Raw genomic sequence first — 25,729 nt, 5'->3', positions numbered from 1 at the left:
ACCCAAACTTACAAGGAGGATTCAACCTAATGAAAAATCTCTCTCGCGGTATTCTATCTTTATGTTTAATCGGAGCATTACTACTCTCTGCATGTGGGAAATCAGATGACACTGACACTCTTTCCAATAGCGAAGAACCTACCAACACCACAAGCCCAGCACCTTCAACCAACAATACACCAACAAAAACAGAAAGTCTGATCGAACCAGCCGAGAAAGAAGCAATTAAGGACATCACAGCGGCCGATTTTAAGAAAGGCGTCTCTATTGACTTTGACAAATATAAAGGCAGCTTCTTTGACGAAAACATTATCTCCAAGTTAAGGAACAATCTTGAATCAGTTGTGGAGAACAACAAAGAAAAGTTTGAAGAGAATCTGAATAAGGAGTCTTTGGAAACTATAAGAGAAGGCTTCTATTACACAAACGAAAGCGATCAATTTATGTTCTATGATTTGGATCTTATAGAAAAAGTCGATCAGCCAGAACAAATTAGAGTAGGCGTGCGCTTTGCAAAAAAATCCTCAGACGGGAGTATTGAAAATCAAGGAATTACCTACTTCTTTACTAAAAACGAAGCAGGAGAATGGGGTATTGAGAATATAGATTAAAACCCATACAAAGAATAGAGGCGGCTCCTCGTAAGGAGCCGCCTTGTTGTTGCTTAAGTAAATCCGTTATCGTCAGGATCGGCAGTAATGCAATTCGGACTTCCGGATATTGCTCCTTATAAGTTTGGACGTATTGGTAAACGTCCGCTACGTTTCTAATGATCAGGTGCAGTCTGCCGGTCGCTTTTCATGCCGTTGTATTGTTTGAATTGTAATAATCTGATTAAAAAATTGTGGAATTAATTTAGAAAATGGAAATAAAGTAAGATAATAGTACAGTAAAAACCAGTGGAATGTCTCATGGGAGCGCTACAGATAAATAAAGAAAAAAGGAGGTTTGAAAATGACTAATAAAAGGTTTCATTTTAACCCCTTATCACTTTTGGTAGTTTTAGCAGTATTTCTATCCACATTTTGCGCTGCCTTACCGTCAGTGAGCGCAGCCGCTAGAGGAGCATGGGCTCCAAATACCGCATATGCAGTAAATGACACAGTAACCTATAGTGGAAGTACTTATACCTGTCTTCAGGCACATACTTCTCTAGTAGGTTGGGAACCGTCCAATGTTCCTGCTTTATGGCAGAAAGACGGTAGCGGCGGAACTACGCCACCAACCACACCACCGACAACGAACGGAGTAACATTCTATGCAGATATAAACTATGGAGGAAAAGCAGTGACACTCGGGATAGGCAATTATACACTGTCTCAGTTGAACGCAAACGGAATTCCGAATGACTGGATGTCGTCTCTTAAGGTTCCAAGCGGTTGGACGGTTGAAGTATATGAGAATGATAATTTTGGAGGAACCAAGTGGACCTTCACTTCAGATTCTTCCTGGGTTGGCAACACGATCAATGACAAAATGTCATCGGTCAAGATTTATACGGGTTCACCACCTCCTACAGTAACAAAGCCTGCCGAGGTTCCAAGCCATATATGGACATATGTCATGAATGCGGACAATGCCTATGGGAAAGGCGGAGATTTTGCTTTATTGCTAAGTGCTGTTATCAAAAAGGAAAGCAGCTTTGGCGCAGGTTTACCAGGTAGTCCATCGGCCGGCGACGGATTGATGCAGGTCGAACCAAACACACGCAATGCGTATTTATCTCAATTCAACTCAAAATTTGGCCGTGCGTATAATCATAGTAGTGAACAAGAGCAGGTATATCTGGGTGCGTTAATTTTAAATGAGAAGATTACGAAGTTTGGAAATATCTATAACGGATTATTACACTACAACGGTGGAGATAACTGGTATCCGGGAGCTACGGATTCTTATGGACGTCCTATTCTGGCGGATCAATATGCAGATGCAGTTTACGCTACTTACAAGGGCTATGGTGGTAAGAATTAAGGTGTTACATTGATAGGTAAATTGAAAAATAGCGACGTGGAAGGATTTCCTTGTTGAGTGGAAGCGGCTTATTTAATTTGAAAGGGCATGAGTTACCAAGCAGATCATTGCTTGCATAACCCATGCCCTTTTTTCTTTATCAGGTTTTCTTCGACTACTAATTAGGCGCCAAGGAACATCTTCATGTCATCTTCCACATTGGTAATGCCGCCGATGCCGAAGTTTTCCACGAGGACTTTGGCAACGTTAGGCGACAGGAATGCAGGGAGCGTAGGGCCCAGATGAATATTTTTAACGCCAAGATAAAGCAGGGCAAGCAGCACGATAACCGCTTTTTGCTCATACCAGGCAATGTTATAGGAAATCGGCAAATCATTAATATCCTCAAGGCCGAATACTTCCTTCAGCTTCAATGCAATCACGACGAGGGAGTAAGAATCATTGCATTGACCAGCGTCCAGGACCCGCGGAATACCGCCGATTTCGCCTAGATCCAGTTTATTGTATTTGTATTTGGCACAGCCTGCAGTTAGAATGACCGTGTCTTTTGGAAGTTCAGCCGCGAAATCGGTGTAATAGCTGCGGGATTTCATCCGTCCATCGCAGCCTGCCATGACGAAGAAGCGGCGGATCGCCCCGGATTTCACGGCATCGACGACTTGATCGGCCACGTTCATGACAGCGGCATGAGCGAAACCGCCGATGATCTCACCCGTTTCAAGCTCCGTGGGAGCCGGGCATCCTTTCGCTTGCTCGATTAGTAGGGAGAAGTCTTTGGGAGCACCGTCTGTTCCTTCTGGAATATGGCGGACACCCGGAACCCCCGTGTTGCCTGTTGTATAGATACGGTCCTTATAACTGTCTTTCGGCGGAACGATACAGTTGGTCGTCATTAGTATCGGTCCGTTAAAGGCTGCGAATTCGCTATTCTGCTTCCACCAGGCATTCCCGTAATTGCCTACAAAATGCTCATATTTCTTGAATGCCGGATAATAGTGGGCAGGCAGCATTTCACTGTGCGTGTATACGTCCACGCCGGTTCCTTCCGTCTGCTTCAGCAGCTCCTCCAAATCCTTCAGATCATGGCCGCTGATGAGAATGCCGGGCCGGTTTCTTACCCCGATATTGACCTTCGTGATTTCCGGGTTTCCGTAAACCGAGGTGTTCGCTTCATCAAGCATCGCCATGGCGTTTACGCCGTATTTACCGGTTTCCATCGTCAAAGCGACCAGATCCTGCACTTCCAGGCTGTCGTCAAGCGTGGCGGCAAGCGCACGGCGCATAAAACGGTTTAATTCGTGATCATCCTTCTCCAGATGAAGCGCGTGGTACGTGTAAGCAGCCATCCCCTTCAAGCCGTAAGTAATCAATTCGCGCAGCGAGCGGATGTCTTCATTGCGGGTCGAGAGGACACCCACCGTACGTGCTTTTTCATCAAAAGAAGCTTCGTTATCCGCTTGCCAGACGGCGGCATCAGGGAGATTGGCGGTTCCTTCCGGATATTGTTCGTTATAATAGGTGCGCACCTCGCCGCGGAGCTCGATCGCTTCCCGGATTCTTCCCACAAAAACCTCGCGGTCAAAGTTGGCGTTCGTAATCGTTGCAAACAAGGAGTCCATCATAAACAGCGATACGCGCTGTTCAAGCACCTCCGGCAGCCGGACATCCAGACTGAGAAAAGAGATGCCTTTCAGCAGATAAATCAGCAAATCCTGCAGGTTTGCCACATCATGGGGTTTGCCGCATACTCCGACAATGGTGCAGCCTGTTCCTTTGGATGCTTCCTGGCATTGAAAGCAGAACATGGACGGCTGATGCTCTAAGGTCTCTTGGGTGTTGTTATTCATTATTTTCTCCTCCAATTTCGTGATTTTTTGCCTTAAGGTCAGTATAAGATTGCCTCGCAATTGGACTGTTGAAGACAGTATACTTCGCTCCCACAACCGACATAGTGATTGGAATCACAATTTCTTAAGTTGTGAGTATAATCACAAACCCGGTCAGTTTCTTCTTTTAAACTGGAATTAATGACCTAAGAAGAAATGAGGAGAGAACATGTCGATTTTACCTCAAAAGAATGAACTGGGATTTTTCGAGATCCGTCTCGAATCCATCGGCGGGCTTGGCGCCAATCTGGCCGGAAAAATGCTGGCCGAAGCCGGGGTGACCGGCTCCGGACTTAACGGTTCGAATTTTTCCAGCTATGGTTCGGAGAAAAAAGGGTCGCCGGTGAAGAGCTTCGTAAGGTTCTGCGATTCCGAGGTGGAAATCCGCGATCACAGTCCCATTGAGCAGCCGCATGTCGTCGGTGTATTTCATGAAGCATTGTATAAGACGATCGATGTCATAAGCGGATTACAGCCTGATGGAACGGCGTTGGTGAATACGGCGCGAGACCTATCCGAAGTGGCCGTTGATCTGAACATGACGCAGGGAACGCTGGCTGTAGTTGATGCGCTGAAGATTTCCGTTGAGGAAAAAACCAAAGTGAATACGGCCATGCTGGGGGCATTGTTCCGGATTTGCAGCTTCCTGAACCCGGACGATATGCGGCAGGTGATCCGTACAACATTTGAGAAAAAGCTGCCCCACCTCGTGGAAGCGAATGTGCGGACTTTTGATAGAGGATATAACGAAGTTCAGTTCCTTTCCTTGGGAAATGGCTCAGAGCTTATAAACCAAATCGCTTTCGCAAGACCGCAGCCGGTGCTTGGATATGAAACGCAGGAGCTGGGCGGGATTCTGAACGTTACCGCGAACAGTGTCCTGAAGGATCTTAGCGGCTCCCGGCAGGGATATTTGCCAGAGTACAAGATCGAGGACTGCATTCACTGTGCCGCCTGCGATACGGTATGTCCGGATTTCTGCATCGTGTGGGAGAAGAAGCCGGATAAGCGCGGGAATATGCAGATGTTTATGAAAGGCATCGATTATCAGTATTGCAAAGGCTGCTTGAAGTGTATCGAAGCTTGTCCGACCACCGCTTTAGCTGCCATGTTAGAAGAGCCGCATTATGCGGAGCAGCACCGTGTGCCGCAATCATTTCCCTATTTAACCGCGGAGGGAGTCAGATCATGAATATGCAAATTCAAGAAACAACAACGGAGAACAAGCTGGCGGCCGCTCAAACGGCAGTCTTCGAATCGGGCAACGAAATGGCTGCCTTGGCGGCTGCCCAGATTAACTATCACATTATGGGTTATTTTCCGATTACACCATCTACGGAAATCGCCCAATATCTTGATATGATGCGTACACGCGGCGAACATGACATCAAGCTGATTCCAGCTGACGGCGAACATGGATCGGCGGGGATTTGCTACGGTGCGGCCGCAGCCGGAGCACGGGTATTCAATGCTACCAGCGCGAATGGTTTCCTGTATATGATCGAACAGCTTCCTGTGCAGGCGGGCACACGTTTCCCGATGGTCATGAATCTGGTGACGCGTGCGGTCAGCGGACCGCTGGATATTCGCGGTGACCATTCGGATCTTTACTACGGCCTGAATACGGGCTGGGTGATTTTGACCGCCCGTTCACCGCAGGCCGTGTATGACATGAATATCATGGCGCTGCGTATCGCGGAACATGAAGACGTACGCCTGCCGGTCATTGTAGCTTATGACGGATTCTTCACATCGCACCAGAAACGCCGGGTACACATATTTACGAACCGGGAAACCGTTCAGGCGTTTGTAGGGGAAAAGGCGCCTGAATATCCACATGTACTGGACGAGAACAACCCGATCGTTGTTGGGGCTTATATGAATGGCGACGATTTGATGAATAACCACTTCCAACAGTCCAACGCCATGTACCGTGCGGGCAAGGTATTCAAGGAAGTGGCAGAGGAATACGCGGCTTTATCCGGAAGATCCTATTCGCCGCTTGATCTGTACCGAATGGAAGACGCGGAGGTGGCTTTATTCCTGCTCAATTCGGCGGCCGAATCCTCCAAAGACGTCGTGGATCGGCTGCGGGCGAAAGGAATCAAAGCGGGCGTAATCAGCCCGAATATTCTCCGGCCGTTCCCGGCGAGAGAAATCCGCGAGGCGTTGACAGGTGTCAAAGCGCTGCTGGTTGGCGAACGTGCCGATTCTTACGGTGCGCACGGGGCCAATCTGACCCATGAGGTCAAAGCGGCCCTGCAGGACATCCGTGGTCCGCAGCCTATTGTGCTGTCCCGCATATTTGGACTTGGCGGGAAAGACTATTACGCGGATGACGCAGAAGCTTTTTTTGCCTTGACGATCGAGGCCATGGAGCTCGGTTATGCCAAAGTGGCGTTTGATTATTACGGCCAAACACCGGGAGCTGAGAAGCAAAGACTGCAGCCGGTCATTGCCCCGATGAATGGAGACAGCTTTAAATCTGGCCTGATCACTGTAAAGGTGGATGAAGAGACAAGTAAATTATCCGTTAAAGTGCCGCCGATGCGGGCGCTTGCGGCGAAACCGAAACGGTTTGCTTCCGGCCACGGAGCTTGCCCAGGCTGCGGTATTTTCCCGGCGCTGGAGCTCTTTTTCAAAGGGATTGAAGGCAATGTCGTTACTTTATTCCATACCGGCTGCGCTTATATCACAACAACGGGTTATCCGTATAACTCGCATAAGCAGAGCTTCATTCATAATTTGTTCCAGAACGGACCGGCTACTTTATCCGGCACGGTAGAAGCGTTCCTTGAGAAGAAACGCCGCGGGGAAATCGAAGTTCCCGAGGATTTCACTTTTGTCATGGTGACCGGCGACGGCGGCATGGACATCGGGATGGGTTCGGCCATCGGGACGGCGCTGCGGGGCCATAATCTGATCATTCTGGAATATGATAATGAAGGCTATATGAACACCGGTGCGCAGCTTTCGTACTCTACGCCATTAGGGCATATGACCAGTACGTCCGGTGTCGGCAAACAGCAGCAGGGCAAAGCGTTCCATCACAAGGATACGGTGCAAATGATGGCTGCGGCACATATTCCGTATGTATTCACGGGGACGGAAGCATTCCCGCAGGATCTTGTGAAAAAGGCGGCAAAAGCGCAGTGGTACGCTCAGAATGTAGGTACTGTCTACGGCAAGCTGCTGATCACATGCCCGCTGAACTGGAAATCGAGTGACAAGGATGGGGAGAACATCGTCCGCGCGGCTGTGAATTCAAACTTCTTCCCACTCTATGAAGTAGAGCAGGGAGAGACGAATATTACGTACGATCCTGAAGCGAAGAAAAAACAGGTGCCGCTCAGCGACTGGCTGAAATATATGGGCAAATCAAGACATCTGCTCAAGGAAGAAAACAAAGAAATGCTTGGCGAATTTGAAAAAGAAGTGGAGCGGCGCTGGTCGATTCTGAAAGCGAAACACGAGAACCCGCTGCTATAAAATATTCAATTCAGCATACTAGGATTTAGCCCTAGCAGCTAAATATATGCATCCCGAATCTTGGACACAGATATAACGGTCTAAAAAAGTACCTGCTCCTCCTTTGAGCAGGTACTTTTTGTGGTTGCGATCGATTCGATTTTTTCTTTTCTATAAAGAGGAGAAGCAGATATTCCATTCAATATGTGGGACATGTTATGGGTTGTTTTTTGGCAGAGGTTTATTCATACTGATTAAGATGTGCAGATGGATACCCCGCCCCTCAGGGTTTGAAAACATAGGAGGAACCATGTCCTGGAGTAAATTGAAGCAACAGCTGGAGAGCTTTCTCAGTCCTGCATTAGCTGGAAGAGTTGAATATCGCGCAACCGGTTATCGTTATTTACCTGATAAAGCAGGGCTTTGTTATATTTCGGTAGATAAAAAGAACGTACTCCATATGAGTGATAAAACCAGCTCAATAAGGTGGTATCAGACGGAGCTGGAAATTAAGAATGATCCCAATATCCAAATTCCGATCAGCGATGATGAATTGGAAGCCGTCAGAAAGGAAACCAAAGGGACCGTTCCCGAGGATCGTCTCAACGTCATTGCAAGAAACAGAAAAATATCCGTACTCGCAAAGGAGCTTTTGTCAGCACAGGCTGCATTAAGTAAATCCAATTTTGTCGCTACAGCGAATAAGTTCTTATCTACTTCTATAGAAGAAAGCATGGAGAGCGATGATATCTTATTGAATATTCTAGCCTTGGTAGACAGACGAGTTGGCAAAAAGCGGATTGTAAACATGGCAGATAGGATGAAGCTAAAGCATCCGATTGTGCAATATTTTTATGAACTGCGGCGCCGTGCGTGATGAGCATAAATCATTTTCGTTGAAAGAATATTATAACACTTGTGGAAGAGAGGGAATGGCATGTCTGAACAAACAAAGTCGGAAAGAGTTCATCAGGTATTTGAAAAGATATCGGATCAATACGACTCGATGAACTCGGTCATCACTTTTAGGAGACATATCGCATGGCGCCATGATGTTATGAAACGGATGAATGTGAAAGAAGGAAGTAAAGCTCTTGATGTGTGCACGGGAACCGGGGATTGGGCGATTGCTTTAGCAAATGCTGTTGGAACGCATGGAGAAGTCATTGGGTTGGATTTTAGCCAAAACATGCTCAAAATAGCACAAGATAAGCAGGAGCAACAAGCTTTAAAGCAGCTTACCCTTATCCAGGGAAATGCCATGGAGCTCCCTTTTGAAAATGATTCATTTGATTATGTAACCATTGGTTTTGGTTTAAGAAATGTACCCGATTATTCGACCGTGCTGCGGGAGATGTATCGAGTAACGAAGCCAGGCGGACAAGTCGTTTGTCTAGAAACATCCCAACCCACAATAATCGGTTATCGACAAGCTTCCCTCTTTTATGTTCGCCATATCATGCCCTTGCTTGGAAAGTTTATTGCCAAAAGTTATGAGGAATACTCATGGTTACAAGAATCGGCCCGTCATTTCCCCAATAAAAACGTACTGAAACAAATGTTTTTGGAAGCGGGGTTTTCCAAGGTAGATGTAAAAAGCTATAGCGGCGGTGTCGCGGCAATGCATAAGGCGATAAAATAAGGTTCTGCGATTAACATATACTGCCGTTTGATATACGCTGCTTAAATATGCTATAAGTGAAGAAAAAGCAAGGACATGAAGAGGTTGTATTTCCTATTTCGGGATAAAGATTTGTCCTGGTATGTAATATAGAGGAGTATTGGATATGACAGATAATTTTTGGCGTGATTTACCGCGGCCTTTCTTTATACTGGCGCCCATGGAAGATGTGACGGATGTTGTGTTTCGCCATGTCGTCAGTGAAGCAGCCAGGCCGGATGTGTTTTTTACGGAGTTTGCGAATTCCGAGAGCTATTGTCACCCGGATGGGAACCATAGTGTGCGCGGACGTTTGACTTTTACAGAGGATGAACAGCCGATGGTAGCCCATATCTGGGGAGATAAGCCGGAATTCTTTCGTCAGATGAGTATCGGCATGGCGAAAGAAGGGTTTAAAGGCATCGATATTAATATGGGTTGTCCTGTAGCGAATGTAGCGGAGAATGGGAAGGGAAGCGGCTTGATCTGCCGTCCCGACATTGCAGCGGACATTATCCAGGCGGCCAAAGCCGGGGGATTGCCCGTCAGTGTAAAAACAAGGCTCGGTTTCACGGCTGTAGACGAATGGCGCGACTGGTTGACCCATATTTTGAAGCAAGATATTGTGAACCTGTCCATTCATCTGCGGACAAGAGAGGAAATGAGCAAGGTAGACGCTCACTGGGAACTGATTCCAGAGATTAAGAAGCTTCGTGATGAGGTGGCACCCGATACGCTGCTAACCATTAACGGGGATATTCCTGACCGTCAGACCGGCCTGAAGCTCGCTGAACAATACGGTGTGGATGGCATTATGATAGGGCGTGGGATTTTTCATAATCCATTTGCTTTTGAGAAGGAGCCGAGGGATCATAGCAGTGAGGAATTGCTTGATCTGCTGCGGCTGCATCTGGATCTCCATGATCAATATTCGGCGCAGATGCGGCGCTCCTTCAGCGCACTTGTGCGCTTCTTCAAAATCTATGTCCGCGGATTCCGAGGAGCGAGTGAACTCAGAAATAACTTAATGAACGCAAAATCAACAAGTGAAGTAAGGGTGCTGCTTGATGAATTTGGAAGCAAGAATTCTGATGAGGCAGATGAACGAGGGAATTAAATGGACAGGCTTGAGAAACAACTGCGCTCCATGAGAAACCAATAACTTGTTTGGAAAACATGGCCGAGTTGGCTGTGTTTTTTCTTTTGGAAAAATCTCAGCGGACATTCTTGCTATAGCTTTTAGCTATAACTAGTTATGAGCTTTTGGTATGCCTTATAACTCCTCTCGTCGTGATATGATATCGCTATACAACGAGGGGGTTATGTACATGACTGATAAGTTTCAGATCGTAGGAAGTTTGTTGCGGCCCGAAGAGCTGCTGAAATATAAAACGCAAATAGAACATCGTGATGATATCCAGTATCCGTTCTATGAAAACTTTGAAGGGTATGCCGAGTGCGAGACCGAGGCGATCAAACAGGTCGTGAAAAAGGAAATCGAGCATAACCTGTCGGTTATTACGGACGGCGAATTCTCCAAATCGATGTGGCATCTGGATTTTGTATGGGGCTTTGGCGGAGCCCAGCGGTATATTGCTGATCATGGCTACTTTTTCCGGGATGTGGACGGAACCTCGAAATATGAAACACGCAAAGATATTGGCCTGCGGATTACTGGCAAACTGAGTGGAAAGAATCATCACTTCATTAAGCTGTTCAAACAGCTGCAAGAAACGGCTGGCGACCAGCAAACGAAACTTTGCGTACCATCGCCTTCCCATATCTACGGTGAACTTTCCTGGTCGGATAACATTGGCGGTACGGATGCGGTTTATCAGAACAAACAGGAGCTCAAAGCGGGCCTTGTGAGCGCCTATAAAGAATTCGTGGCTGAATTCGCTGCGGCAGGCGGCAAAATCCTGCAATTCGATGATTGCTTGTGGGAGCTGTTTGCAGACGACAACCCGAACTCTCCGTTTACAGGGGAGCATATTAATCAAGCGGAAGTACAGGGTCTCGCCACCGAATTTATTGAGATTAACAATACGGTGATTGACTTCGGTCACAGCCTCGGCTTGAAAATGTGGACACATAACTGCCGCGGTAACTATGATTCCCGCAACATGGGCGGTGGATCTTATGCGAAAATCGCCAACCTGTTCCTGAAGCAGTTGAAATATGATCGTTTCTTCCTGGAGTGGGATGATGATCGTGCGGGTTCGATTGAAGCTCTGGAGGTTTTCAAGGACAGACCGGAAACGGAGATTGTTCTGGGCTTGCTGTCCTCCAAAACCAATACGCTGGATGATGAAGCACGCGTCATCCGTCTGCTTGACGAAGCATCCAAAATCATTGATAAGGATCGTCTGCTGCTCTCGCATCAATGCGGCTTTGCGTCCTGCGATGGCGGTAACGAGCTAAGCGAAGCCGAGCAATGGGCAAAAATCGATCAAGGTCAACAGATTGCCAAGCAATACTGGAATAACTAAATCGGATAAACATCTTGAGCTAATAGGGATGACTCAAAGGGCCGCTAATGGACCCCGAGAGGCATCTCTTTTTCTATGCAGCGTGTTGCCCAGCAGCAGAAACCTCGAATCAGGATGTGACATTTGATGTAGTTCAAGACATTTGATAGGTATGCCTAACTTCTTCTATACTTCAAGCAAGCTGCTAAAGACCATTCCATAGGCTAAGTCGGCCTAGAAATGTTGAATCGAACAGGAGAAGCCTTCGCTTATGAAGAAGTTATATGCTTCCAGCTTTCTTTGCTGAAGGTTGCGGGGTATGAATATTAAACCGCATTAATTCATTTTCCGAGAGGTGAGCAAGGGCGATGCAATATTTAAGTAACTTCAAACTCTCCCCTTACATTTCCAGCAATCCGAATATATATCCAGATCATGTGTTCAGGCACATGGCAGGGGAAGTTCTGCTGTTTGATCGAATTACGGTATTATACGGCAGTAACGGCTCCGGCAAGTCCACCTTGCTGAATCTGATCGCCAACAAATTGGGAATCGTGGGCGCTGAGCGAATGACAAGTTATGGTCACAACGTGTACGCGCAGCGGTTTATCGAGGAGAGCAGCTACCAGCTCGGGCATGATGAACAGGAGCGTCCCATATATAAGCTTCCCGACGGGAGCCGGTACATCAAGTCAGAGGATCTATTGTATGAAATCAAGAAGATACAGCAGGAAAGCGTGCTTCGCGAGGGGCTGCTGCATGAGCAGCTCGTTCAGGGAAAGAGCAAGGCCGAGGTAGAAGAGCTGGAGCAGTCGTATGAATTCAAGAAGAAGATGGATATCATTCAATTCGCTCAGGAGAAGTATTCGAACGGGGAAAGCTCGATGCAGTTTTTCGAGGAATATTTGCTTCCCGGGAAACTGTATTTATTGGATGAACCGGAAACGTCACTTTCTCCGGCGAATCAAATCAAGCTGGCCGAGCAAATGAACGATCTCGCGCGTTATTTTGACAGTCAATTTATTATTGCGACTCACTCTCCCTTTGTTCTGGGCACGCTTCATGCGAAGATCTACAATCTCGATGCCAAAATTTTGCAAACGGCAGAATGGTTTGAGCTGGACAATGTCCAATTCTTTTACCGATTTTTTCATAAACATCAAAGATTGTTTGAATGAATAGGTTCAAGTTTCCAGAAGAGGTATCCTTCGAGTAAGGATATCTCTTTTTGGTATGGGCAGTTTATCCATCTCAGTACATTGTCCCGCTTGGATGCCGAACGTATAAAGATTGGAAGAGCATTTGGCAGAGACATCAAATAGATTGATTTTTATGCAGAAAGTTGTATAATCTACTTAATTAACGTTAATTAAAATGGAGAAAAGGGGATGAACATGACCAGAACGAAGCTGAAAGAAGCTGCGCTGAGGTTATTCGGACAGAAGGGCTACGACGGAACGGCATTATCGGAAATCGCGAAGGAGGTCGGCGTCAAGACACCGGCAATCTATGCCTTTTTTGAGAGCAAGGAAGATCTGTTCATGACGGTCTTCGAAGAATCGATGAGTGCCTATAACGAATATATCCAAGCGATGGCAGAAACCAGCAAAGGAATGAGTACGGAGAAAAAACTGCATGCGCTGCTGCTTCGCCAATACGATTTCCACCGGGACAAGCGGGAGCTTGCCGCATTTGCTTTCCGGTACTTAATCTTCCCGCCGGATTTCCTAAAGGATCGGATGCAGGAGGCGTTTGGGCGTTTCGATACGCTGTTGAGCAGCATTATCGTCGAGATCATGCAGGAAGGTCTGGATCGCGGCGAATTGGCTATCGTCCCGATGGAGACGCTGGTGGATTCGTACCTCACCTTGATGGACGGGCTGGGCATGCAATATTACTATTATAAATCGCCGGAGCTGTTCGAACGGAAACTGAAACATGCCTTTGAGATGTTCTGGAGATCCGTCGAAGCTTAAGGCAATCAACAAGATTTTACAGAAAGAAGAGGGTGGAACATGAGCAACGATACGAAAATAGAAGATTACGAACGGGAGCCCGTACCCCAGCATTTGCGCAAATCATGGCTCTCGATGGCATTCGTCTGGATTGCGATCGGCATTGACTTGTCTGCGATGTTTCTGGGTGCGCAGCTCGGCGCGGGCATGAGCATCGGCGACTCGCTTACGGCGGTCATCGTTGGTTCAGCCATATTGGGCATGATCGGGGCTGTCTGCGCCTATGTGGGAGCCAAAACGGGCCTGTCGACGGCCATGATCAGCCGATTTCTGTTTGGGAACAAAGGGGCGTTAATCGTCTCGGTCATTCTCGGCATTTCATCGCTGGGCTGGTTCGGCGTTCAGGTCGGCTTCTTCGCTTCCAACTTCCAGACGGCGTTAAGCGAGCTATGGGGTTGGCATTGGTCGCTCTGGGTACTGTCGATCATTGGCGGACTTCTGATGATGTCCACGGCGATCTGGGGCTACAGGGCGATTGAAAAACTAAGCGTCTGGTCGGTACCGCTGCTCGTCGTATTTATCATTATCGCGCTGGTCATGGCGCTTAACGGGGAAGGCGGAAGCACCGTCTGGGCACCGTTCGAGGGTGAGGCTGTGCCAATGGGGACGGCGATTTCGCTGGTTATCGGTATCTTTATCCTTGGAACGGCGCTGTCCCCTGACATCGCGCGCTGGGCCAAAACGCCAAAACATGCCGTTACCGCAGCATTTATCGGTTTCTTTGTCGGCAACAGCTTCATGACCATTATTGCAATCTTTCTGTCGCGTACGATGGATTCCGACGATCTGACGGGCATTCTTCTGACGCTTGGACTCGGTATTCCGGCGATCATCGTGCTGACGCTGGCACAATGGACGACCAATACGAACAATTTATATTCCGCGGGGCTGGGCTTCTCCGTCGTCTTCAAACGGGTGCCTAAATCCGTGATCACGATTATCGCAGGTCTCATTGCGACGGCACTTGCTTGCTTTGGCATTTATGACCGTTTTATGACGTTCCTGACGTACATTACGATGCTAGTCGCACCGCTGGGAGGCATTTATACGGCTGAGTATTTGTTGGTGAACAAAAATAGATTCTCGTTTGACGGGCTGGACAGCAATCGGAGCTGGATTCCCCGCTCCATCGTCGTATGGGTCATAGCCACGTTCTTCGGGTTCATAACAACGATGGCCCCGGATGGGCTTGGATGGTTCCAGGTGACGCAGGTTCCGGCGCTGGACAGCTTCTTGATGGCATTTATCGTACAAGCAATCATAGGCAAATGGGTAGTAAAGAAGGGATGAAAGCATGAACAAGGCAACCAGATTAACCACATTGGATGAACAGGCCATTGAATATATCGCGATCGGAGCTGCGGTGCTTGGCACGGGCGGCGGTGGAGATCCGCATGTCGGAAAATTGATGGCTATGGAGGCGATCCGCACGTTTGGCCCGGTTCGAGTCGCCCAGCTCGAAGAGCTGGACGATGAAGGGCTTATCGTGCCGGTATCGATGATCGGAGCACCGACGGTGATGCTGGAGAAAATTCCTTCGGCTGAACAGCTGACCAAACCGCTTGATTTGATGGAAAAAGAGCTGGGCCGCAAGGTGGATGCCGTTATGCCGATCGAGGTCGGCGGCGGCAACTCGCTCGTTCCGGTCATTGCGGCGGCACAGCGCGGAATTCCGCTCGTCGATGCCGATGCGATGGGGCGTGCGTTTCCCGAATCGCAGATGGTGACGTTCCATCTGGAAGGCATCCCGTGCAGCCCGGTGGCGATGGCGGACGAGCGCGGCAACAGCGCGCTGATGCATACGATTGACGGCGTGTGGGAGGAACGGATGGCGCGTGCGCTGACGGTGGAGATGGGGGGTTCTGCCTCCATCTGCGATTATCCGGTATCCGGCACGCAGGTGAAGCAGAGCGCGATCGGCGGCACGCTGACGCTCGCCTATGAGATCGGGCGGACGCTGTTCGAAGCGAAGCAGCAGAAGCTGAACCCTGTGCGCGAATTGCTCGCGAAGCTGAATGGCCATGCCTTGTTCCATGGCAAGGCCGTGGATATCCGTCGCCGCATGGACGGCGGCTTTACGCGCGGCGAAGCCGTATTTGAAGGTACCGGCGAGAACAAGGGAAAAACGATGCGGCTGTTTTTCCAGAATGAGTTCCTGCTCGCCACCGTTGACGATCAACCGCTCGCCATTACGCCTGACTTGATTACGCTGTTGGATCAGGATACGGGTATGCCGGTAACGACGGAGAACTTGAAGTATGGTGCCCGGGTGACGGCAGCAGGTTTGCCGTGCGATGATAAATGGCGCACGCCGAAAGGCATCGAGACGGCCGGGCCGAGATACTTCGGTTATGACTTTGATTATGTGCCGATCGAGACGTTGGTTTCGAAAGGAGGTGCGGCGAAATGACCCAGGTAACTACGACTGACACAAACCAGGTTTACCGTATTGGGATTGACGTAGGGGGAACGAATACGGACGCCGCCCTGCTGGACTCCGACTTGCGCTGCGTGCACAAGGTGAAGGTCCACACGACTGCTGACGTGAATGAAGGCATTGTGGAGGCCGTTCGCCGGCTGCTGCACGAAAGCGGCGTGAATGGAGCAGACATTCGCTATGCGATGCTCGGCACCACGCATTGCACCAATGCCATCGTGGAGCGCAAGCATCTTGGCCGGGTCGGCCTGATTCGCATCGGCGCTCCGGCAACAACAGCCGTTCCTCCGCTGGCCGGCTGGGACGAATCGCTGCGCGCGGCAGTTGGGCCGCATAGCTATGTCGCCTCTGGCGGTTACGAGTATGACGGCCGCAAGATCGCCAATCTGGATGAAGAGGAGATCGCCGAACTGTGCCGCCGGATGAGCGGCGAAGTCGACGCTGTGGCGATATGCGGCGTATTTGCTCCTGTGAATCGTGAGCAGGAGAAGCGCGTTGGAGACATCGTGCGCGAGGTGTTGGGTTCGGACATGCCGGTTACCTACTCCAGCGAGATTGGCAGCATCGGATTGCTGGAGCGTGAGAATGCCTCCGTGCTGAATGCGGCGCTGCTGCAAGTCATTGCGGGCGTGGTGCGCGGCTTCGAGGAAGCGCTGAACGGCTTCGGCATCCATGCCCAGCTGTACATTTGCCAGAATGACGGCACGTTGATGAAGAGCGAATATGCGCTCCGCTACCCGATTCTGACGATTGCATGCGGACCGACGAATTCGATTCGGGGCGCGGCGCATTTGTCCGGGCTGAGCGACGCGCTGGTCGTCGACATCGGCGGCACGACGACGGATATCGGGGTGCTCGTGCAAGGCTTCCCGCGCCAGTCGTCGGCAGCGGTGGATATCGGCGGCATTCGCACGAATTTCCGGATGCCGGACATTTTGTCCATTGGCCTCGGCGGCGGCACAATCGTCCGGCTGGACGACGCAGGCGGCGTGACGGTTGGCCCGGACAGCGTGGGCTACAAGCTGACGACACGGGCCCGCATCTTTGGCGGAGATACACTGACGACGACGGACGTAGCCGTAAAGCTGGGCCGTGCCGTATGGCCGGGCACCAACGCGGATGCCGTGGACGAAGCTGTATGCGGTAAGGTGGATGCCGTCATGCAGCAGATTCTGGAGGATGCCATAGACCGGATGAAAACGAGTGCCGACCCGGTCGATGTCATTCTGGTCGGCGGCGGCAGTTTGTTGGTACCGGATACGCTGGCAGGGGCAAGCCGAATCATCCGGCCGGACAACTATGATGCGGCGAACGCAATCGGCGCAGCGCTGGGAGAGGTTAGCGGCGAGTCCGAGAGGATCTATTCGCTGGACGACTGGAGCTATGACGACGTTATCCGCGATGCGAAGGAGAGCGCCATGAACGAGGCAACGGCAGCTGGCGCGAATCCGGAGACCGTACAGATCGTGTCCGTCGAGGACATTCCGATTGCGTATTTGCCGGGCAATGCGCTGCTCGTGAAGGTGAAAGCTGCGGGTAAGCTGTAACGTGTTAGGCATGCGCATTGTTCGGCACTTTTGCGGCCACATGCGAAGTGTGTGCATAGCTAGCGAGCGTTCGTATATCGGTGCTCGGCGGCAACGGCGTGCGAACTGAGTAACATGAAACATGAAATGGTGATACGGAACGAACCCGTATCGCCATTTTTTTATTCCGAGAGCATGACTCCCCTGATGAACTTGATGCAAGAAAAGCAGGGAACCACCCTTAGAGCGATAATCAACCCGCTTATCTTCCTTTTTTGATATTTTCCATAATTCTGCGTGTCCGGAAAAAGGTAAATACACACAATGAAGTCAGATGTTATTCAAGGAAATGTCCTCGACTCGGGTATTCAAATATGCAACAATAGAGGCTCAGGGCCGCAGGAGAATGGACCCAAGGCGCAGCAAGGCAATCCGCAAGATCGCTTACCAATTTACGATCAATAATTTATACTAGATAAGCCAGATTATATTGAAGGAGCTGCCGAATCGGATATGAACAAAAAAGAAGTCGCCAATATACGCAAGCAATTTAAGCTGGATCACGATTTAATGAATATTTACGATATTCTCAATGTCTATATTACAAAGGAAACGAATGAAATCTACCACTGGGAGCGCCTGCCGTTCGAGCTGGTGGATCGGGAGAAGCAAGAGTTATACATGGGGAATTTCAAAAAACTGCTGACCGGCGAACTGGATCAAAAATTGTTCGAATTGAGGTTTCAGGAAGCAGCGGAGGAACCTGCGCAGGTCATGCTTCACCAAGCTCTCGTGTCGGGTGATCCGGAAGAATGGCAGGACTTGATGCTGATGCTGGTGGATCGAATGCTGAAGGATACCCAATATGAGCGGGATATGGTAGTCACGTTCGTTCGGGGACAGTATTATTTGCCGACCAAGGCGAGAAACGATGAAGCGGAAGAGAGCGAGAAGAACGAGGTGTTCGCCCATCCATTCATTTTATGCAGCGTGAATTCTACGGAGAAACAACGGAAGACGCTCTTGTTCGATTATGTGGAGCGGGAGTTCAAGTACAATGTCATCGTAGATCCGATTATCAAGTTAAGCACGCCGGAGCAAGGATTCCTGTACCCTAGCGTGACGGACAATTATTCCGATGTGAATCGTATTTTGTATTGTACGGGAAAATCGAATTTTCCGGATCCGCATTTTGTCGAACAGGTCTTGAACGGGGAAAGATCCGTGACGGCACTAGAAGAGCGAGCGATCTTCGAGGATATCGTCAAGGAAGTGGCCGGCGAACAGCTCGATTCAGCCACCATTGCTCAGGTGTACGAGGAAATTAACCGGGTGATCGAAATTAACGAAGAGACGAAGGAGGAAGAACCTCCGAAGCTGGATTATAAAGATCTGGAGCGCGTACTGAACGCAAGCGGCGTAGAGGACGTGACAACCGAGAAGGTGGAGCGGGCATTCGAAACCATCGTGGACAACAAGAACTATGAGATGAAAGCAACCAGCGTCATGCCGAAGTATACTTCCAAATCCATTAAGATCGAAACCAAGGTAGCTACGATTTCGATTAGCCCGCAGGATTTAAGGTATGTCAAACAGGTGAATTTCCAAGGTAAACGCTGCATCATGATTGAAGTCGACGAGGATGTTGCGATTGAAGGGTTTACGCTAGCTTCAGAGACGCTTTTATAGACTCGTTCATCGTACAAGCTTCGGCGCGGTGTGGAAACCTGAGAATATATAGGTATACCATGAGTAAAAGAGGCTCGTGTTGCAATTTCGGATGGGAGGCATAAGAGTCATGTAGGAGTTGTTAACCTATATGGCTCTTTTTGTGTTAAGCATGCTGCGGGAGAAGCGGCGATAAAGACCATAATGCCTGAACCCGTATTTGTGGTTATTTAAAAGCATGTTTTGGCAAGGAAAAAGACCCTAGAGGCTATTAGGGTCTTGTAGGAACTTTGGCTTTAATCCATCGATACATTAAAACGTGTAGGATTCCCCGTCATTTGGGATCAAAACATTAGAGGAGATTCCTTTTTCGTTAGTAAAGATATTTAATTCTTCCCTTGATAATGTCCAATGATTAACTGCTTCCATATGGACAGATATAATTTTCGCCTCAGGGGCGGCTTTATAAACCTGGTAGATATCCTCTTTCCCCATTACTAGAGATCCGCCTTGAAGGAATTGATTATCTCCTCCATTTACAACAATGATTTCCGGTTTGTGTGTTTCGATTGCTTCCCCAACAGCTTCATACCAAACCGTATCTCCAGCAATATACAATGTTTTCTCGCTTGGGTGCTTAAAGACAACACCGCACACATGTCCGGCAAGTTGTAATATTTCTCCTCTGCCGTGTTCGCCTTTAGTTTTAACTAATCGAATATCTCCAAAGGCTGAATTTTCTTGCAGCACTTCTACATTTTGAAAACCGGCGTTTCTGACTTCTGCTGCGTCTTCTTCGTTTTGTACAAACATTTTAATATCTTTTGGCAGCGCCTCTTTAGCCGTATCGTCCCAATGGTCTAAATGTAGATGAGTGACTATCACAGCATCTAAGTTGCTGATAATATGGTCAACCGAGGTTGGCAAGCCAACCAAAGGATTGTTTTGATCTTGGCGTAACGAATTAGGGAAAGGCGGATACGAATCTTTTTCTCCCAAAAAAGGGTCGATTAAAAACTTCTTCCCTGCATATTGGACAACAAGTGTCGCATTTCGAATGAGTTGTATTTTCATGGCAATAGACTCCTTTTTTGATTTGGATATAGTTTACTCAACGGCCAGGTAACCAATACGGGTTCCCTTTGTCAACTTTGGGATAAGGGTTGTTGTATAGTAAAATGATAAATGACATCTTGAATTTAATCGATGCTTTGATGAAACGCTTTTACATGAAATCATTTCACGGTGAAAGGATTATGGTATGCAACTTGATCAAACGGATTATCAGATCCTTCGGTTACTAACCGAAAATTCTAGGATTCAATGGAAAGACTTAGGGAAACAAATTCATATGACTGGACAAGCAGTAGGCAATCGTATCAAAAAACTTGAGGAGAGCGGTGTAATTACAGCCTATTCCCTAATCATCGATGAAATGAAATTAGGGCTTGCTTATACAGCATTTGTTATCATTCATATGAAAACAGCCAATCACGATTCGTTTATTCGTTTTATAATGGATCAAAATGAGATAGTTGAAGCACATCGAATCTCGGGAGAAGGCTGTTACCATTTAACGATAAAAGTTTCATCCCAAGATCAGCTGAACCTTTTTCTTAATAAACTTCTCGATTATGGGAATTACAGCTTGAATCTGTCCATACAAAAAATCAAACAACGCAGTACGTTGACCGCCGCACCAAATGAATAGCAAAAGCTTCATTCGAGGATGCCGTCATCGAAGGCTTTACGCTTACTACAGAGAATAAAAGGATTGTGTTGCAATTTCAGATAGGAAGTATAAGAGTCATGTAGGTGTTGTTTACCTATATGACTCTTTTTGTGTTCATGATTCCAAAAGGGAGAAGCGGCGACAAAGATCCTTCTGAAGACCGATACGTAAATACATCGGCTGCAGGAAGAAATATCCATGAGGCTAGTTATGATGGATATAGAATGAAACTAGCGGTTAGTGAGAAACGGTAGTTTCTTTACAAGAGACCGAGAATGGCGGGCAGCCCAATTCCGGAAATTTTCTGTGTGGGGAGATGTACGAAGTGACAACGTTAATCGAATTCAAAAACGTAACCAAGGCCTATCCAATCGGCGAAGTAACGATTCAAGCCCTTGCGGGGGTTGATTTTTCGATCCGGGAGGGGGAATTCGTCGTGATTCTGGGGGCCAGCGGGGCGGGGAAAAGCACGATTTTGAACATTCTCGGCGGGATGGATACGGCTACCTCGGGGCAAGTGATTGTTGGAGATCAAGAGATTACCGGATGGAGCGAGAAGAGATTAACCGAATACCGCGGCGAGCAGGTTGGCTTCGTATTTCAATTCTATAACCTGATTCCGAATTTGAATGCGCTGGAGAACGTGGAATTTGCGACAGAGGTATGTAAGAACCATCTGGACGCCCGTGATATTTTACATAAGGTTGGACTAACGGATCGTTTGAAGAACTTCCCTTTCCAGCTCTCTGGCGGCGAACAGCAAAGAGTTGCAATCGCAAGAGCGGTTGCCAAGAACCCCGCGCTTCTCCTCTGTGACGAACCCACCGGTGCTTTGGATTATGTGACAGGGAAATCGGTCTTAAAGCTTCTTCAAGATTTGAACCAGGAAACGAAGACATGCGTCGTGCTGGTCACCCATAATTCGGCCATCGCGCCGATGGCGGATAAAGTGATCCGCGTCAAGAGCGGGAAGATCGAGAGCATCACGATCAATGATCACAAACAAAGCGTTGAAGGGATCGAGTGGTGATGAAGATTTTAGCGTTGAAATTATTAAGGGACATGAAACAGTCGGTAGGACAATTCATAGCCATAGTTTTGGTAATCGCGGTGGGAGCCTTTTTCTACACGGGACTGGTCACATTGAGCGACAATCTTAGCGGCTATACGAAGGGGTATTTTCAAGAACATAATCTAAGCGACTTGAACGTCTATTACAGTCAAATTTCCGCAGAGGATGTGGCCGATTTAGGAGGCATTGAAGGCATTCAACATATCGAAGGGCGTTATACCGTCCAGGCCGAACAGGCTTTTGAAGATGATAAAGCTATTTTAACGGTGCACTCGATCCCCGTACCGAATGCAATCAACACATCCAGGATGATGGAGGGCTGGATGCCAGCAGGGCCGAATGAGATCCTATTGGACTCCCACTATGCCGAGGCGCATCATTATAGTGTCGGTGATTCCATCAGCCTCCGTGTGAATGACAAGGACATGACGTTCACGATTAGCGGCCTGAATGAGAATGTGGAGCATGCCAAGAAGAACGAAACCCAGGACCATCAAGCTTATGGAATCGCTTATATCCCCGAAGAGACCATTCCTGAAATTGCAGGCGGTATGTTCTACAATGAGATCCTGATTGACGCCAAGGACGGTTACGATATGGACCAGTTAGGCCAGGCCATTGAAGCACATTCCCAGTCCCTCCCTTATATAAGCCAGGTCAGTAAAGAACGAACCTTCAACTATTCCCAGACCCAGCAAACGATTCATAATAATAAGCTGATGAGCAGGGTGATCCCAATCGTTCTCTTTTTGATCGAAGCGGTGATTCTGTTTCTGATCATGTCGAGGATTATAGATTCACAGCGCAATCAAGTGGGCATTATGAAGGCATTAGGGGTGAAAAAAAGAAGCATCATGCTCCATTACATGGGCTACCCCGTGCTGGCAGGCGTCATCGGCTCCATCTTGGGCTATGCCATCGCCGCCGCCCTGTTCATTCCACTCATTACAACGTCAATTGGAAGATCCTACTCCCTGCCCGACCTGACGTTCACCCTTTCGTTTTTTACACTCCTACCTCCGATGATCTGCTCTAGTGTTTTTGGCATGCTGTCCTGCTATTTCAGCGGCAGAGCGATTTTGCAAGAACGTGCTGCCCAGGCGATGCGTCCGAAACCGCCGAAGAAGATGAAGAAGCTGCTCATCGAGAAAGTTCCAGGGATTTGGAGTCGGCTGTCCTACAGCAACAAGATTATTCTAAGAAATATCTTCTTAAATAAACAAAAAGCATTCGCGAGCTCCGTTGGCGTTGTGGTCAGTACGGTTTTGTTGATCACGGCTTTTGGCACGCAGACGGCCCTGCTCAAGGTAGCTGGCCAGATTGAAGAGGTAAATACGTATGATTTACGAATCGATTATGCGATGGGATCGTTCCCGGATCCGGCAGCACTACCCTCTGGCATTGCAGACCATTATGGGTTGTCCACCTACCCTGTGGAATTCATCCAAGGAGAAAACAAAGAAAACGCTGCGCTGGTGGTTACGGAGCAGGATAATGAGCTGATTCGCTTTTATGATGAACATGGCAACCGGCTATCGTTAGAAGATCATGGCGTGCTGGTACCGAAATCTTACGCGGATCAGTATCATATTGCTGAAGGGGATACGATCCAGCTTCAATTCACAGCACCGGAGCTTAACCAAACCATTGTCGATATGAAGGTTCTGGACATCTCTACACAATACTCGAATCCGTCGTTCTACAGCACACCGGGTTATATGAAGAGCTTGGGTATCGACTACGATCCCACCTCGCTGTTAGTGAGCGTCCATAGCGCTGCCGATCTGGAGGGCGTTCGCAGCTTCTTTGAACAGGACCCTCAGGTGGAGGCCATTGCCGATAAGGACGACCTCAAGAAATCAGCGCAATATATGCTGAAGCAAAACAGTTTTATCTTCATCATGTTTATCATCTGCGCCGTCATTCTGTCCTTCGGCGCCATCTACACGATCTCTTCCATCAACATTTATGAAAGGAATCGTGAGCTGGCCACCCTGAAGGTATTAGGTTATCCCAAACGTAAAATTAACCGATTGATCTTCTCTGAGAACATGCTGTTAACCGCTTTTGCAGTCATTGTCGCTCTGCCGATCAGCGGCTATGTCTATTCCATTATCATCAGCGCACTTTCGAGTACGCATCAGCAAATTCCGGATCAATTAAACCTTGTGATTATGCTGGCATCGGTTGTGCTGGCGTTCATCCTGACCCTCCTCTCCAACCTCATACTTCGGAAAAAAGTGACGCGGATTCATATGATCGAGTCGTTGAAGGGTGTGGAGTGAAATGGATACCCGCAAATAGTACAGAGTACCTGTATGAAGGAGTATCTGCTAGCGATGCAGATGCTGTGGTGCAGTTCGAGGAGTACCATGCTGAGAACATGCGGCATATCATGAGATGATCGCTAACCTGCTGTTTGAAGTGCCGCAAGGGCGGGGGATCGATCCGCGATGATGACAAGTTCAAAGGCTGCCCATTTCGGGCAGCCTTTTTGCTGTTTTTTTTCGGTAATCCAAGTGTACGGGCTGCAGCCCCTTGATCTATAATAGGGGACGTGTATGTGATGGCAAAATTCAATCGCGAATGGAATAGGAGAACAGGATGATGAAACAAAAAATGGCCGTCATCGGCTTAGGGCATATGGGCCGGCATATGATTCACCGCTTACTGCCCCAATATACGGAAAAGATCGAGTTGGTCGCCATTTGCGACAGTGATGAATCCAGTCTGCACCGGGAAGTCGCAGAAGCAGGTATTCATCCAAGGCTGTACACCGACTATCGCCAACTGCTGTTCGAGGTGCCGCTTGACCTGGTGTATATCGCGGTTCCGCCCTCCCTGCATTATGACGTGGCCCGGATCGCATTTGAGAAAGGTGTCCACGTCTTCTGCGAGAAGCCGCTGGCCAACAGCTTGGCTGAAGCCCGGAGTCTGGTAGAGCTGGCTGAGGAGTCCAACGTGCTCCATGCGGTTCATTTCTCGCTTCCGCTCGATCCGGCCGTTCTGAAGCTGCAGAAATTGCTTGAGGATCAGGCGATCGGCAAGATCCAAAGCATGTATCTGTACCTGGAGTTTCCACAGTGGCCGAGGGCTTGGCAGCAGAATCCTTGGATCACGTCAAGGCAGCAGGGCGGATACTTGTTGGAGGTTGGCATTCACTGGATCCAGATGATCCAGCAGGTGTTCGGGCCGATTACGCATGTGAAGAGCGAGATCGAGTTTCCGCCGGATTCGAATCAGTCCGAAAGCCGAGTCCAGGCGGTTCTGAGATTACATAATGATATCGAGATTCGCCTGCGGGGAACCGACCAACGGGAAGGGGAGGAGCGTGTCTCCCTGGTGGTTCACGGTAAGGAAGGAACCTTGGCATTGGAGAACTGGTGCAACTTATACCTAAGCGGCAAGGATACCGATCTGCAGCCTGTACCTGTGGATGATGTCGTCAGCCCGCTGCCGATCCTGAAGCAAATCATTCAGATTCTAAATGGAGAGCCCGGCCAGATCTATGATTTCCATGACGGGTATAACGCACAGGTTGTTTTGGAAGCTCTGCGTAAGCCGGGTGAGGGGTTGGTGGATGTAAGGCCGCAATTGATGGGACAAGGCATCAAGCTGAGGTGATCCATGGTGTTCGTGAGTGGGCCCTACCCTAGGGTGTGATGGAATGAAAAGATGGTATGGGTAATTATTTAACCTCTTATCCTGGAACAAGTAAATAATATTGAAATTTTTAATTAATTGATGACGCAAAAAACGATAAACCGCTGTCTCTCCGGGAGACGGCGTTTCTTTTTATAATTATATTTGGAAGCGCTTTCCGACA

The 25,729-nt window shown here is 48.5% G+C and carries 20 protein-coding genes; 18 read left to right on the top strand and 2 right to left on the bottom strand.

What is annotated here, in order from left to right:
- Positions 1 to 29 precede the first annotated feature (29 nt).
- Positions 30 to 611, top strand: coding sequence for a hypothetical protein (locus M4D81_RS05985; RefSeq protein ID WP_260065038.1), 582 nt, complete (start codon positions 30 to 32; stop codon positions 609 to 611).
- Positions 612 to 954: 343 nt separating this feature from the next.
- Positions 955 to 1,971: a carbohydrate-binding protein gene (locus M4D81_RS05980; protein WP_260065037.1), complete on the top strand. Its 1,017-nt coding sequence runs from the start codon at positions 955 to 957 to the stop codon at positions 1,969 to 1,971.
- A gap of 161 nt (positions 1,972 to 2,132) precedes the next feature.
- Here the strand turns inward: M4D81_RS05980 and hcp are convergent, their stop codons facing one another.
- Entirely contained in the window at positions 2,133 to 3,818 is a 1,686-nt protein-coding gene (gene hcp / locus M4D81_RS05975) for a hydroxylamine reductase (protein WP_260065036.1), read from the bottom strand.
- Between the two features lie 208 nt (positions 3,819 to 4,026).
- On the opposite strand from hcp, the gene M4D81_RS05970 reads away from it, so the two are divergent.
- The 12 genes from M4D81_RS05970 to M4D81_RS05915 all read left to right on the top strand — a co-directional run bounded on the left by M4D81_RS05970 (position 4,027) and on the right by M4D81_RS05915 (position 19,120).
- Positions 4,027 to 5,049 carry a 2-oxoacid:acceptor oxidoreductase family protein gene (locus M4D81_RS05970; protein ID WP_260065034.1) on the top strand — a complete coding sequence of 341 codons (1,023 nt, stop codon included), beginning with the start codon at positions 4,027 to 4,029 and terminating at the stop codon, positions 5,047 to 5,049.
- Positions 5,046 to 7,346: a thiamine pyrophosphate-dependent enzyme gene (locus tag M4D81_RS05965; protein ID WP_397376657.1), complete on the top strand. Its 2,301-nt coding sequence runs from the start codon at positions 5,046 to 5,048 to the stop codon at positions 7,344 to 7,346. Before M4D81_RS05970 ends, M4D81_RS05965 begins: the two co-directional genes overlap by 4 nt.
- A 289-nt stretch (positions 7,347 to 7,635) precedes the next feature.
- On the top strand, positions 7,636 to 8,202 hold the full coding sequence (locus tag M4D81_RS05960) for an SF0329 family protein (RefSeq protein ID WP_260065032.1): 567 nt from the start codon (positions 7,636 to 7,638) through the stop codon (positions 8,200 to 8,202).
- Between the two features lie 60 nt (positions 8,203 to 8,262).
- Positions 8,263 to 8,967: a demethylmenaquinone methyltransferase gene (locus tag M4D81_RS05955; RefSeq protein WP_260065030.1), complete on the top strand. Its 705-nt coding sequence runs from the start codon at positions 8,263 to 8,265 to the stop codon at positions 8,965 to 8,967.
- 145 nt (positions 8,968 to 9,112) lie between these two features.
- Positions 9,113 to 10,102 carry a tRNA dihydrouridine synthase gene (locus M4D81_RS05950; RefSeq protein ID WP_260065028.1) on the top strand — a complete coding sequence of 330 codons (990 nt, stop codon included), beginning with the start codon at positions 9,113 to 9,115 and terminating at the stop codon, positions 10,100 to 10,102.
- 211 nt (positions 10,103 to 10,313) lie between these two features.
- The gene (locus tag M4D81_RS05945) at positions 10,314 to 11,474 is read left to right on the top strand and encodes a cobalamin-independent methionine synthase II family protein (RefSeq protein WP_260065026.1); all 1,161 of its coding nucleotides are present in this window, start codon (positions 10,314 to 10,316) and stop codon (positions 11,472 to 11,474) included.
- 347 nt (positions 11,475 to 11,821) lie between these two features.
- Entirely contained in the window at positions 11,822 to 12,631 is an 810-nt protein-coding gene (locus tag M4D81_RS05940; RefSeq protein ID WP_260065024.1) for an AAA family ATPase, read from the top strand.
- Positions 12,632 to 12,847: 216 nt separating this feature from the next.
- The gene (locus M4D81_RS05935; protein ID WP_260065113.1) at positions 12,848 to 13,429 is read left to right on the top strand and encodes a TetR/AcrR family transcriptional regulator; all 582 of its coding nucleotides are present in this window, start codon (positions 12,848 to 12,850) and stop codon (positions 13,427 to 13,429) included.
- 39 nt (positions 13,430 to 13,468) lie between these two features.
- On the top strand, positions 13,469 to 14,758 hold the full coding sequence (locus M4D81_RS05930; protein ID WP_260065023.1) for a cytosine permease: 1,290 nt from the start codon (positions 13,469 to 13,471) through the stop codon (positions 14,756 to 14,758).
- Positions 14,759 to 14,762: 4 nt separating this feature from the next.
- Positions 14,763 to 15,878 (top strand): S-methyl thiohydantoin desulfurase family protein, encoded by a 1,116-nt coding sequence (locus tag M4D81_RS05925; RefSeq protein ID WP_260065021.1) that lies wholly within the window; start codon positions 14,763 to 14,765, stop codon positions 15,876 to 15,878.
- Positions 15,875 to 17,452: a hydantoinase/oxoprolinase family protein gene (locus M4D81_RS05920; protein ID WP_260065019.1), complete on the top strand. Its 1,578-nt coding sequence runs from the start codon at positions 15,875 to 15,877 to the stop codon at positions 17,450 to 17,452. Before M4D81_RS05925 ends, M4D81_RS05920 begins: the two co-directional genes overlap by 4 nt.
- A gap of 492 nt (positions 17,453 to 17,944) precedes the next feature.
- A complete protein-coding gene (locus tag M4D81_RS05915) occupies positions 17,945 to 19,120 on the top strand; it encodes a DUF4317 domain-containing protein (RefSeq protein ID WP_071221414.1) in 1,176 nt (391 codons plus the stop codon).
- Between the two features lie 291 nt (positions 19,121 to 19,411).
- Here M4D81_RS05915 and M4D81_RS05910 read toward each other — a convergent pair whose 3' ends face one another.
- On the bottom strand, positions 19,412 to 20,173 hold the full coding sequence (locus M4D81_RS05910) for an MBL fold metallo-hydrolase (protein ID WP_260065017.1): 762 nt from the start codon (positions 20,171 to 20,173) through the stop codon (positions 19,412 to 19,414).
- A gap of 187 nt (positions 20,174 to 20,360) precedes the next feature.
- On the opposite strand from M4D81_RS05910, the gene M4D81_RS05905 reads away from it, so the two are divergent.
- The 4 genes from M4D81_RS05905 (at position 20,361) to M4D81_RS05890 (ending at position 25,527) form a co-directional block, all read left to right on the top strand.
- The gene (locus M4D81_RS05905) at positions 20,361 to 20,810 is read left to right on the top strand and encodes an Lrp/AsnC family transcriptional regulator (protein WP_220686453.1); all 450 of its coding nucleotides are present in this window, start codon (positions 20,361 to 20,363) and stop codon (positions 20,808 to 20,810) included.
- Between the two features lie 346 nt (positions 20,811 to 21,156).
- The gene (locus M4D81_RS05900; protein WP_311200610.1) at positions 21,157 to 21,861 is read left to right on the top strand and encodes an ABC transporter ATP-binding protein; all 705 of its coding nucleotides are present in this window, start codon (positions 21,157 to 21,159) and stop codon (positions 21,859 to 21,861) included.
- Positions 21,861 to 24,188, top strand: coding sequence for an ABC transporter permease (locus tag M4D81_RS05895; protein ID WP_260065110.1), 2,328 nt, complete (start codon positions 21,861 to 21,863; stop codon positions 24,186 to 24,188). Before M4D81_RS05900 ends, M4D81_RS05895 begins: the two co-directional genes overlap by 1 nt.
- A gap of 319 nt (positions 24,189 to 24,507) precedes the next feature.
- Entirely contained in the window at positions 24,508 to 25,527 is a 1,020-nt protein-coding gene (locus M4D81_RS05890; RefSeq protein WP_260065014.1) for a Gfo/Idh/MocA family protein, read from the top strand.
- The last annotated feature ends 202 nt before the right edge of the window (positions 25,528 to 25,729 follow it).

This window comes from Paenibacillus sp. p3-SID867, from assembly GCF_025142895.1.
In the GTDB taxonomy this organism is placed as follows: Bacteria; Bacillota; Bacilli; order Paenibacillales; family Paenibacillaceae; genus Paenibacillus_AQ.
Note: the sequence above shows the minus strand (reverse complement) of the source record. Positions and strands in the feature narration are given on the sequence as shown.

Coding starts and splice junctions, on each gene's coding strand:
- M4D81_RS05890 (WP_260065014.1), top strand. CDS start 24,508: ATGATGAAACAAAAAATGGCCGTCATCGGCTTAGGGCATATGGGCCGG.
- M4D81_RS05955 (WP_260065030.1), top strand. CDS start 8,263: ATGTCTGAACAAACAAAGTCGGAAAGAGTTCATCAGGTATTTGAAAAG.
- M4D81_RS05910 (WP_260065017.1), bottom strand. CDS start 20,173: ATGAAAATACAACTCATTCGAAATGCGACACTTGTTGTCCAATATGCA.
- M4D81_RS05915 (WP_071221414.1), top strand. CDS start 17,945: ATGAACAAAAAAGAAGTCGCCAATATACGCAAGCAATTTAAGCTGGAT.
- M4D81_RS05920 (WP_260065019.1), top strand. CDS start 15,875: ATGACCCAGGTAACTACGACTGACACAAACCAGGTTTACCGTATTGGG.
- M4D81_RS05965 (WP_397376657.1), top strand. CDS start 5,046: ATGAATATGCAAATTCAAGAAACAACAACGGAGAACAAGCTGGCGGCC.
- M4D81_RS05905 (WP_220686453.1), top strand. CDS start 20,361: ATGCAACTTGATCAAACGGATTATCAGATCCTTCGGTTACTAACCGAA.
- M4D81_RS05970 (WP_260065034.1), top strand. CDS start 4,027: ATGTCGATTTTACCTCAAAAGAATGAACTGGGATTTTTCGAGATCCGT.
- M4D81_RS05950 (WP_260065028.1), top strand. CDS start 9,113: ATGACAGATAATTTTTGGCGTGATTTACCGCGGCCTTTCTTTATACTG.
- M4D81_RS05945 (WP_260065026.1), top strand. CDS start 10,314: ATGACTGATAAGTTTCAGATCGTAGGAAGTTTGTTGCGGCCCGAAGAG.
- M4D81_RS05985 (WP_260065038.1), top strand. CDS start 30: ATGAAAAATCTCTCTCGCGGTATTCTATCTTTATGTTTAATCGGAGCA.
- M4D81_RS05960 (WP_260065032.1), top strand. CDS start 7,636: ATGTCCTGGAGTAAATTGAAGCAACAGCTGGAGAGCTTTCTCAGTCCT.
- M4D81_RS05940 (WP_260065024.1), top strand. CDS start 11,822: ATGCAATATTTAAGTAACTTCAAACTCTCCCCTTACATTTCCAGCAAT.
- M4D81_RS05980 (WP_260065037.1), top strand. CDS start 955: ATGACTAATAAAAGGTTTCATTTTAACCCCTTATCACTTTTGGTAGTT.
- M4D81_RS05930 (WP_260065023.1), top strand. CDS start 13,469: ATGAGCAACGATACGAAAATAGAAGATTACGAACGGGAGCCCGTACCC.
- hcp (WP_260065036.1), bottom strand. CDS start 3,818: ATGAATAACAACACCCAAGAGACCTTAGAGCATCAGCCGTCCATGTTC.
- M4D81_RS05925 (WP_260065021.1), top strand. CDS start 14,763: ATGAACAAGGCAACCAGATTAACCACATTGGATGAACAGGCCATTGAA.
- M4D81_RS05895 (WP_260065110.1), top strand. CDS start 21,861: ATGAAGATTTTAGCGTTGAAATTATTAAGGGACATGAAACAGTCGGTA.
- M4D81_RS05935 (WP_260065113.1), top strand. CDS start 12,848: ATGACCAGAACGAAGCTGAAAGAAGCTGCGCTGAGGTTATTCGGACAG.